Source organism: Agathobaculum sp. (genome assembly GCF_050946325.1).
GTDB lineage: Bacteria > Bacillota > Clostridia > Oscillospirales > Butyricicoccaceae > Agathobaculum.
This window is the reverse complement of sequence record NZ_JBMNUP010000057.1, coordinates 1-10,044: the sequence shown is the minus strand read 5'-3', so window position 1 is coordinate 10,044 and position 10,044 is coordinate 1. Positions and strand designations below refer to the sequence as shown.

The 10,044-nt window shown below is 61.9% G+C and carries 9 protein-coding genes and 3 pseudogenes; all 12 read right to left on the bottom strand.

Translation table 11 applies throughout. The annotated features are described in order from the left end of the window. Positions 1-193, bottom strand: a pseudogene (locus ACOYIE_RS06140) (1-phosphofructokinase); the annotation flags it as partial. Positions 194-306: 113 nt separating this feature from the next. Next, positions 307-1,101, bottom strand: a complete 795-nt coding sequence (locus ACOYIE_RS06135) for a lipase family alpha/beta hydrolase (RefSeq protein ID WP_433411426.1) — start codon at positions 1,099-1,101, stop codon at positions 307-309. Positions 1,102-1,118: 17 nt separating this feature from the next. Next, a complete protein-coding gene (rlmH, locus tag ACOYIE_RS06130) occupies positions 1,119-1,601 on the bottom strand; it encodes a 23S rRNA (pseudouridine(1915)-N(3))-methyltransferase RlmH (protein ID WP_433411424.1) in 483 nt (160 codons plus the stop codon). Further along, positions 1,583-2,392 (bottom strand): MBL fold metallo-hydrolase, encoded by an 810-nt coding sequence (locus tag ACOYIE_RS06125; protein WP_433411422.1) that lies wholly within the window; start codon positions 2,390-2,392, stop codon positions 1,583-1,585. The genes rlmH and ACOYIE_RS06125 overlap by 19 nt, the downstream gene beginning before the upstream one ends. A 68-nt stretch (positions 2,393-2,460) precedes the next feature. Further along, the gene (locus ACOYIE_RS06120) at positions 2,461-3,756 is read right to left on the bottom strand and encodes a UDP-N-acetylglucosamine 1-carboxyvinyltransferase (RefSeq protein WP_433411420.1); all 1,296 of its coding nucleotides are present in this window, start codon (positions 3,754-3,756) and stop codon (positions 2,461-2,463) included. Positions 3,757-3,911: 155 nt separating this feature from the next. Then, entirely contained in the window at positions 3,912-4,733 is an 822-nt protein-coding gene (locus ACOYIE_RS06115; protein ID WP_433411418.1) for a hypothetical protein, read from the bottom strand. Positions 4,734-4,755: 22 nt separating this feature from the next. Continuing rightward, positions 4,756-6,051: a hypothetical protein gene (locus tag ACOYIE_RS06110; protein ID WP_433411416.1), complete on the bottom strand. Its 1,296-nt coding sequence runs from the start codon at positions 6,049-6,051 to the stop codon at positions 4,756-4,758. After that, a pseudogene (locus ACOYIE_RS06105) lies at positions 6,048-6,404 on the bottom strand (sensor histidine kinase); the annotation flags it as partial. The pseudogene ACOYIE_RS06105 and the gene ACOYIE_RS06110, both read right to left, overlap by 4 nt. Positions 6,405-6,563: 159 nt before the next feature. Next, positions 6,564-7,301 (bottom strand): annotated as a pseudogene (locus ACOYIE_RS06100) (histidine kinase dimerization/phospho-acceptor domain-containing protein); the annotation flags it as partial. A gap of 612 nt (positions 7,302-7,913) precedes the next feature. Further along, a complete protein-coding gene (locus ACOYIE_RS06095; RefSeq protein ID WP_433411414.1) occupies positions 7,914-8,615 on the bottom strand; it encodes a response regulator in 702 nt (233 codons plus the stop codon). Between the two features lie 55 nt (positions 8,616-8,670). After that, positions 8,671-9,243 carry an NUDIX domain-containing protein gene (locus tag ACOYIE_RS06090; protein WP_433411412.1) on the bottom strand — a complete coding sequence of 191 codons (573 nt, stop codon included), beginning with the start codon at positions 9,241-9,243 and terminating at the stop codon, positions 8,671-8,673. Continuing rightward, on the bottom strand, positions 9,225-10,044 hold an 820-nt coding region (locus tag ACOYIE_RS06085), incomplete at its 5' end, for an alpha-amylase family glycosyl hydrolase (RefSeq protein WP_433411410.1). The genes ACOYIE_RS06090 and ACOYIE_RS06085, both read right to left, overlap by 19 nt.

Below are 10,044 nucleotides of genomic sequence, written 5' to 3'. Positions count from 1 at the left end.
CGTTCGGCCCCGCGCTGAAACCCAGCGCAACGCCGTCTCCTCCAAGCGCCTTGACCGCGCGGGAAACGTTGATGCCTTTGCCGCCCGGCTCCACATGGGACGCAACCGCGCGGTTGAGCTTGCCCACCGCCAGCGGGTGCTCAATCAGCAGCGTTCGGTCGAGCGCAGCGTTGAGCGTTATTGTAATAATCATTGGACGCCCCCTCCTGCTCAGTGTTTTGTTCCCTTCTATTTTACCGAATTGCTTACGCAATGTAAAGCCTTTTGCAAAATTCCCCGCGCAGCCACGCTCATCCGGCCGAAGGCTTAAAATCCGTTTTCCTTCAGCTCCCGTACCAGGTGGATATAAAACCGGCGCGGCGCCAGCCCGGGCACATCACGCCGGAAGGCGTCCACAAGCTGCTGATGCGATACGCCGGCAAGCGTGCCGCGGTACACGCCCCATCTTGCGGAATCAGGCGTTACCAGCCCGTCGCTCTCCCCATGGAGCGGGTAAAACAGGCCGCGCGTCAGCATCATGGCGCCGTCCGTGCGCGCACTGCCCAGACAGGCTCCCCAGCTTTGATAATATACGCAGGCCGCATCCGGATTATGCCGGTTGAATGCGGCCAGATAAGCCGGCGTGAGCTGCTCGCCCGCGCGGAGCGAATCCGGCGCGGCGTCGCCGTGCCGTCTCCAGTACGCATCGTTCCCTTTGGCCCAAAGCGCCACGCCCTGCCGCGCATACAGCAGCGTTTCGGCCACGCGCGAACCGCGGTTGGGTGTGGACAGCATGCTCAGCGAGGCCACATACCGCCCCCATCCCATGCTGGAAATCAGATAGCGCGCTTCCAGCCCGCCCTTGGAGTGCGCAATGATGTTGACGCGGCGCGCGCCCGTCTGCTCCATCGCGCGGCGCACCGTGCATGCAAGCTGGGCAGCGCAGCTCTCAATACTGCCCCAGGCATCCTGCCCGCCGAGAAACACCTGCGCCCCGTGTGCGCGCAGCGCCGCAGGCACGCGGCCCCAGGGCTCATAACTGCCCCGTCCGCTGCCTTCGCGCACGGCAAGGCCATGCGCCAGCACAATGGGATATCTGGTCTTGCAGCTCCTTGTCAGCATTGCGCGCACACTCCTTTTTACTTGTGATATTTGCCGCCTGCGGCAATGTTCTGCGCACGGTAAAGCTGCTCCAGCACCATCACGCGCGCCAGATGATGCGGAAAGGTCATCGGCGACATGGACAGCCGGAGCTGCGCCCGCGCTTTGACGCTTTCCGCCAGCCCGCACGAGCCGCCGATGAGCAGGCACACTTTGCTGGTGCCCGTCACCGTCAGGCGGCTGAAATACGCGGCCAGCTGCTCAGAGGACATCGGCTTGCCCTCCACGCACAGCGCAATGACCGCCGCGCCCGCAGGAATTTTGTCCTGAATCAGCGCCGCCTCTTTTTGCAGCGCCGCGGCAATCTCTCCCGCAGAGGGCTGCTGCGGCAGGCGCTGCTCGGGCAGCTCGATGATTTCCAGCCGGCAATAGGCCGACAGGCGTTTTTCATATTCCTTTACTGCGTCAGCCCAGAATTTCTCCCCCAGTTTGCCAACGCAGATCAGCCGGACAGCGAGCATAGCGCTTCTTCCTCCTCCAGCCAGACGGGCTGCTGCATGCAGTCCCGCGGAGCTACGATCACCCTGCACGGCGGCAGGCCATGCAGCGCGTTCTGCGTCTGCTGCGCCGCCAGTTCGGGCATATTGTTCTTTTCGCTCAGGTGGGCCAGCACCACCGTGCGCATGCCGCTGCGCGCCAGCTCGGCGGCAAAGGCCGCGCAGTCCGGATTGGACAGATGCCCTTCCGGTCCCGCAACGCGCTGCTTGAGCACATAGGGATACGGCCCTGCCTGCAGCATATACGGATCGTGGTTGCTTTCCAGCACCACCGTATCGCATCCGCGCAGCAGCGCGGACGCCCCGCGCGGCACAAAGCCAAGATCGGTTGCAAAGCCAAACCGGCCGCCGCTGTGCTCCAATATGTAGCCCACGCTCTCCGCCGCGTCATGCGGCGTGGCGAACGGCGTAACCGTTATCTCTTCCACAGCGAAGGCATGCGCGCCGAATACGCGCAGCCGGCCGCGGCAGGCAGGCTCCTTCTGCGCCAGCGCTTCCGCCGTTCCCTGCGAGGCATAAACCGGCACGCTGCTCTTTTTCAGCAGCATGGGCAGGCCTTTGGCATGGTCGATGTGCTCATGCGTCAGCAGCACGGCAGACAGGCTGTTCACCGTCATGCCAAGCGCGGCCAGCGCCGTTGTAATCTTGCGCAGCGATACGCCCGCGTCAATCAGCACCGCCGTGCCGTCCGCCGCATACAGGCCGCAGTTTCCGGCCGACCCGCTGGCTATACTGTAATAAAACCGCCGTTTCATATCTTTTCCCTTCATTTTGCTTTGAAAAAGGGCGGAGGAGCATCCTCCCCCGCCTTTTCTTGCCGCCATCAGGAATGGCGTTCGTTACTCAAATCGTCCGGAATGTCCGAACGGTACATATCCGCGCCCAAGGCGACGAATTTCTCCACCAGCGTCTCATAGCCGCGCTCAATATTCTGCACCTGCTCCACTTCGGTTACGCCTTTGGCTGCCAGGCCGGCAATGACCATCGCCGCGCCTGCGCGCAGGTCATGCGCGCGCACCTGCGCGCCCTTGAGCTGCTCCACGCCCTCTACCACGGCAACCTTGCCCTCCACATGGATGTTGGCGCCCATACGCACCAGTTCGCCCGTATAGCGGTAACGGCTGTCCCACACGCCTTCGGTCACAATGCTGGTGCCTTCCGCCAGGCAGAGCGCAGTCGTCATCTGCGGCTGCATATCGGTCGGAAAGCCCGGGTAGGGCATCGTCTTTACATTTGCACGCTTGAGCTGTCCTTCCCGCCGGACGAGCACCGCGTCGTCAAACTCGGTAATCTCCACGTTCATTTCCCGCAGTTTGCCCGTAATGCACTCCAAATGCTTGGGGATAACGTTTTTCACCAGCACCGAGCCGCCGCAGGCCGCAACCGCCGCCATAAAGGTGCCTGCTTCGATCTGATCGGGAATGATGGAATAGCTGCCGCCGTGCAGGCGCTCCACGCCGCGGATTTTGATCACATCCGTGCCCGCGCCCTTTACATCCGCGCCCATAGCGTTCAAAAAGTTTGCCAAATCAACAATATGCGGCTCTTTGGCGCAGTTTTCCATAATGGTCTGCCCCTTGGCCAGCACGGCCGCCAGCATAATGTTCATCGTTGCGCCAACGGAAACCACGTCAAAGTAAATATGCGCACCGCGCAGGCCGCCCTCCGGCGCCTGCGCGCGGATGAAGCCGCCCTGCGGCAGCGTAACGGTTGCGCCCAGCGCCTCAAAGCCCTTGATATGCTGGTCAATCGGACGCACGCCGCCAAAATTGCAGCCGCCCGGCATGGCTACCTCCGCAAAGCCGTACTTGCCCAGCAGCGCGCCCAGCAGATAATAGGAAGCGCGCAGCTTTCGCTCCAGCTCATGCGGCTTGAGGCTGGGATGCTGGGTGTTTTCAATCTCCACCGTCGTCGAATTGATCAGGCGGATCTGCGCGCCCAGTTCGCGCATAATCTCCATCTGCAAGGTCACGTCAATGATCTTGGGCACATTTTCAATGCAGACCGGCCCATCAGCCAGCAGCGCCGCCGGAACAATGGCGACCGCCGCGTTTTTCGCGCCGGAAATGGTTACTTCGCCATTCAGGGTCTTGCCGCCGTTGATAACATATTTGGTCAATGCCTAACTACTCCTCACTCTCACTCTGCGGGCAGGATGCAGCCCGCCGTTCCACTTCAATACCGTATTCTATGAACACAGGCAGCCATTGGTGCGCCTGCGCAAAATCTCACAAATACATTTTACCACAATTTCTGATAAAGGAAAGTTTTTTTTCACTTTTCCGGTTCCACCGTTGTTTTTTTGGCACAATCCACCAAATATTCGCCCAAATCCGTCGTAATCTTCCAAGTCGGCATCAGCCGGAGGCGGCGGCTGCTGTCCACCGTCAAACGGTATCCGGCCGTCATCGAAAGCACGCGCGCCGGTTCTTCCGTCTGCTCTGCAAAGGCCAGCAGCGCGTCGGCAGCCGCACAGACCGTACCACTCTCCTGCGCGGTGGTATACGGCGTACCAAAACTCCACACGCCGGACAGGACCGCGCGTTCCTCCTCCAGCTCCAGCGTCAGCTGCCGGTTGTGTACGGGCATGCCGGCAACCGTGCCGGTCAGCACGGCCGATGCGGTCTCCGCCGTCAGCACGCTGTTTTCCTCCAGCAGCCCCCAGGCGGACAGCAGCCGCTGCGCGGTCTGCTCCATTTCCCGTGCATCGGCGGGCGTTTCCGTTTCGGTGCGGCATTCGCCCTGCACCGTGCCGTCCGTGCCCCAAACCAGCGCGCCCTTTTCGCTTTCAAACCGAACGGCGCCGTCTTCCAGCTCCGTCCGAACGGCGTCCTCTCCCAGCATGGACAGGGAAACCGCTTCTTCTTCCGCGCGGCTGCGGTCCAGCATCAGCTGCGGCAGCAGCCTGTCCCGCGGCAGAGAAAACGCCTCGTCCAGCGTCAGCCCGTGCGCCGCCGTCAGCGTGCGCAGGCTGTCCTCCAGCTGCTCATCCCGCTGCCGGCTCTGCCACAGCTTGACGCCCAGGCTGCTCAGCAGAAAAAGGTTGACCGCCAGCAAAATGACCAGCAGCGTATTTTTTACTTTGTCCCATTGCACGGCGGCGTCCCCTCCTTATCTTTCAAAAATAAAACCGGCTCGGAACAAACAGGTCCTCCTGTAGCCGATAGGCCGCGATCAACCCGCGCGCCTCGCCCTGCGCGCCGGCCGCCGCCTGCCGTGCCGGCATGACCATCCGCCGCGTCTGTTCCGCGCGGAAGCATTGCAGCTGAATCGCCGCAGAGGACAGCATGCCGTCCTCAAACACAAACGTGGCAAAATCGCTTTCCCCCAGTATGGGAACGCCGCCGTAGGTCTGCATAAATGCAACCGTTGTGCGGCTTCCGGCCTGCTGCACGGCATACAGTGAGGCATGCGTGTCGGTCTCCGCCGCAGTTAGCGCGCTGTCCAGTATCTGCCGCGCGCAGTCAATCTGCGCATCCAGCGCCCGCTGGCCGTCCGCTTCCCCCTGCTCATAGGCACGCACCGTGCCGTCCTCGCCCGAAGCTGCGTACTGCACCAATCCGGATGCATTGACGCGCAATGTGCTCACGCCGTCCACATAAACGCGGGCGCGGTCGCCCTGCTCGGAATAGGCGCGCGTGTACGGCGTGTAGCCAAACGCCGCCAACAGCGTTTCCAGGCCTGCGCCGCTCTGCGGCGCAAACAGCGCGGGCGCTTCTGCCCGCAGCAGGGGCAGCGATAACGCCTCTGCTTCAAACAGCAGCGTTTCCGGATAGACTGCATAGGCGCCGCCCGAAAACTTGCAGGCGGTTCCGTGAAAATTCTGCTGCGCCTGCGCAAGCGCGCTTTCTTCTATCGAAGCCGGAGCGGCATACAGCGTGCCGTCCGCCAGCCGGATGAACAGGGTGCCCGCTTCCGCCGCATAAACCAGTGTGCTGACCGGCAGGCTGCTGTCCCAGTTTCCGCCCATCCAGCCGGAAAGTACACCCAGCGGAATTGCGCCGTGATAACGCAGCAGCATGCAGGCGGCCCCGCCAAGGGCGGCCGTCAGTTCTTGCTCATCCGCCTCGCGCAGCGCGCCGCCGTCCAGCGCCTGCCCCCAGGCCGCGCGCACGGCTTCCATGCCGGCGTCCACTTCGGTCAGGCTGTATTGTATGCCGCAGAGCTGGCCGTCCACGGTCAGCGCCAGCTGCGCCGGACTGGCTGCCGCCACGCCGGAAGCGCGCAGCTCATAGCCGACCGCACCGCCCACCGCCCTGTCATACAGGCGGCGCAGCATGCTGTCCGCCGGCACCTGCGCCAGGCTCATGCCGGTCAGCCAGTTGGCCGCGCACAGCAGCCCCATCAGCAGCACCAGCAAAACCAGCAAAACATTTTTTGCGGCATTTTTCATGCTTTTCCGCTTGTCGCTCATAAGGAGGCCTCCCCACCGTCCTGCGTCCCGCCGGCCGGCAGGATGACGGTTACAACCGTGCCCTTGCCATATTCGCTGACAAGCGTGATTTTGCCATTGTGCTGTTCGACAATCTCCTTGGCGATGGCAAGACCCAGACCCGTGCCGCCGGCCTCGCGGCTTCTGGCCTTGTCCACGCGGTAAAACCGCTCAAACAGGCGCGGCACGTCCTCGCTCGGCACGCCGACGCCGTCATCCTCCACCGCAATGCGCACCGTACCCTCCGCCGTGCAGGCAGACAGATGGATATGCCCGCCCGCGGGCGTGTACTTGACCGCGTTGGACAGGATATTGACCATAACCTGCTCCAGCCGCGCACGGTCGCCCATAATTTGCGGCAGTTCCTCCGGAATATCCACAGCCAGCGTGTGTCCGCTGTTTTCGGCCGTCAGTTTCATTGCGCCCGCAACGTCGCGCAGCATATCTGCCAGCGGAAAATGCGTCATGCGCAGCTCCATGCGCCCGTAATCCAGCTTGGACAGCGTCAGCAAATCGGTTACAATGCGCGCCATGCGCTCCGATTCGCCCGAAATCACGCTGAGGAACTGTTTTTCGGTTTCCAGCGGCATATCGCCCGCCGCGTCCAGCAGCGTCTCCGTATACGAGCGGATGTTGGTCAGCGGGGTGCGCAGCTCATGCGATACGTTGGCGACAAACTCCCGCCGCGCATTGTCCAGCCGGCGCTGCTCTGTAATATCATGGATGACGGCGATGACGCCGCCCTCCCCGTCCAGCGCGCCGTAAGGCGCCAGCGTGACCGAAAGCACGCGCCCTGCGCGCGTAATCTCGCTGGTCAGGAACGTGCGCATGGCCGTTTCGTCCGAGCCCATCATATCCAAATCAGCGAACAGTTCGTCAAAGCTCAGTCCTTCCTCCATGCGCACGCCAAGCAGGTTTTCGGTTGCCGGATTCATATGGATGAGCCGCCCGTCGGTCGAAAAAGCGGCCACGCCGTCGGTCATGTGCAGAAACAGGGTGGAAAGCTTGTCCCGTTCGCCCTGCACCTCGCCGATGGTGTTTTTCAGCTGCCCCGCCATGTAATTGAACGAGCGCGTCAGCTCGCCGATTTCGTCGGCCGACTGTATGCCGAGCTGCTGGTCGTAATTGCCGGCCGCGATCGAACGCGCGCCCTCCGTTATGTGCTCGATCGGGGTCGTGATCGTTTTGCTCAGCAGGAAAGAAAGCAGGATGGCTGCCAGCAGGCCAAACATCATCGCCTGCATGACGATCTGGAAAAAGCGCCACGACAAATCGGAAATTTCCCGCTTATCGTCCGCAATGTAAACGATGAGATCCACTTTTCCGTCCCCATCCTTGTCCAGCGGGATGGCAACGTCCATAATGCTGTCCGAAACGGACGAGCGTGTGCCCGTGCTGCCGGCCATGGCCGCAACGATGTTGTCCGTCCGCGTCAGCGAACCGGCAAGCGTCTCGTTCGAGCCCTGCTGAAAACGGCCTTCGCCGTCCAGAATATAGTAATTCCGGTAATCGTCTATGCCAAGCGCGCTTTCATAGGATGATACGACCGTTTTGACACCGGCCGCGCCGGATTCGCCGGCCGTATCCTGCAAAGCGCTTATCATCGCAGGGTCAAAAACGCCCTGCACCTGCTCATAAAAGCTGTCCAGATAAAAAGTGCCGACGCTGTTGATCAAAAACGTGCCGACCACCGCCATAACGGATACGATCAGCAGCACCAGAATCAGCACCAGCTTCATATGCAATGAGCGAAACAAAACAACACCTCCGAGGGTTGGACCGCCGTCCGGCAGTTCCCGATCGGCCGCAGGACGGCCCGGGGCCGCGGCGGCCATACGCATGTATTACGCCTGTTCCTCACCGGCAAAATAGTAGCCCATGCCGCGCTTGGTCATAATATAGCGCGGGCTGGCCGGCCGGTCCTCCACTTTTTCGCGCAGGCGGCGGATGGCCACGTCCACGGCGCGCAGATCGCCGTAATATTCATAGCCCCACACCTGTTCCATCAGCTCCTCGCGCGAAAAAACGCGCCCGGGCGCTGCGGAAAGAAAGTGCAGAATATCAAATTCCCGCGCGGAAAGTTCGAGCGCACGGCCGTTTTTATAGGCCATTCCGTTCTCCGCAGAGACGCGCAGCCCTTCCCCGCTCTGCACGGGCGGGCGGGCCCGTTCCTCGCCGGATACCGTCCGGCGCATGTTGGCCTTAACGCGCGCCATCAGTTCGCGCATGGAAAAGGGCTTGGTGATATAGTCGTCCGCCCCCAGTTCCAGGCCCATGACCTTATCCGTCTCCTCTTCGCGGGCCGTCAGCATAATGATGGGCGTATCCTTCTGCTCCCGCACGCGGCGGCACACTTCAAACCCATCCACCCCGGGCAGCATCACATCCAGCAAAATCAGATCCGGCGCGTCGCCCAGCGCGCGGGCAAGGCCGTCTGTGCCGTCATAGGCCACCAGAGTATCATAGCCCTCGCGCTGCAGGTTGAACACCAGAATATCCGCAATTGCGCGTTCATCTTCCACCACGAGAATCCGTTTCTTATCCATATTTCCTCCTCCTGACCATCGGGCGGCAGGCACCGCAGCGCGCTGCCGCGCACACTCAGAGCAGGCCCTTGAGCCGCGCGCGGTACATGGCCGCAATCGTCTTTGCGTCCCGCAGCTCATTCCGCTCAATCATCGCCTCAACCGCGGCCGCAGGCAGGCGCACCACCTCAACAAATTCGTCCTCATCCGGCTGCATCTCGCCCTCCGTCAGCGCAAGCGCGGCGTACAGGTAGACCGTCTCCGTCAAAAAGCCGGGCGAAGGGTACACCACGCCCAGCGGCACGAGACGGCCGGCCGTGCAGCCCGTTTCCTCGCGCAGTTCGCGCGCGCCGCAGGCCGCCGCTTCTTCCGGTCCGTGGTCCATTTTGCCGGCAGGGATTTCCAGCAGCTCCGCGTCATAGGGATAGCGGAACTGCCGCACCAGAATGATATTGCCGTTTTGGTCAATGGGCAGCACGCCCACCCCGGGCACATGCTCGCACACCTCCCGCCTGGCGGTTTTGCCGTTGGGAAGCGCAACCTCATCCAGACGTGCTTTCATAATGCGTCCCTCAAAATAATATGCCGCAGAAAGCTGTTTTTCCCGCATATCCATCGCAATCACCTCGGTTACGGTGTGCCAAAACACCGCAGAATATATGCCGTTTCCGGCGGCACGGTTACAACAACGCCGTGTTCGTCGTGTTCTTCAAACGCATGCGTACTGATCATATCCACTGCAAACAGCGCGTCAATATGCGCGCATTCCGCATTGCGGCCGCGGTTGACCAGCACAACAATGCGCGATGTTCCGCTGCGCTCATACGCCAGAAGCGCGCTGGAGGAAGGCAGAAAACGCAGTTCGCCCCGTGTGAGCGTTTCGCTTTCCGCGCGCAGCTCGCACAGACGGCGGTAAAACGCCAGCATATCGCGGTCCTCCGCACCCCAGGGATAGGTCCGGCGGTTGAACGGGTCTTCAAAGCCCTGCCGTCCGGCCTCGTCCGCATAGTAAATCGTCGGCGAGCCCGGCATGGTGAACTGCATCACCGCGGCCAGTTTCAGCCGGCTGCGCGCCCGCGCCAGCCGCTCGGGCGGCAGCGTATAGTGCGCGCGGCCGTCGCGGTCCATATGCCATTCTTCGTCCGATACGCCAAGAATCGTCAGCGCACGCGCCGTATCGTGCGTGCCGATGATGTTCATCAGGTTGTAAAACACGTCCCGCGGGTAATTTTCCCGCAGCGTCTCCATCTGCTCGGCAAAATGCTCGGCCGTTCCGCCGTTCAGGAAGGCCAGAATCGCGTCCCGCAGCGGGTAATTCATCACCGAATCCAGCTCTCCGCCCTGAAAATACCGGCGGCGCTCGGAATAGGCAATCTTGTTGGAGGCGTCCTCCCATACCTCGCCAATAATGACCGCGTCCGGCTTTTCGCGCTTGGCCGCGGCATTCAGG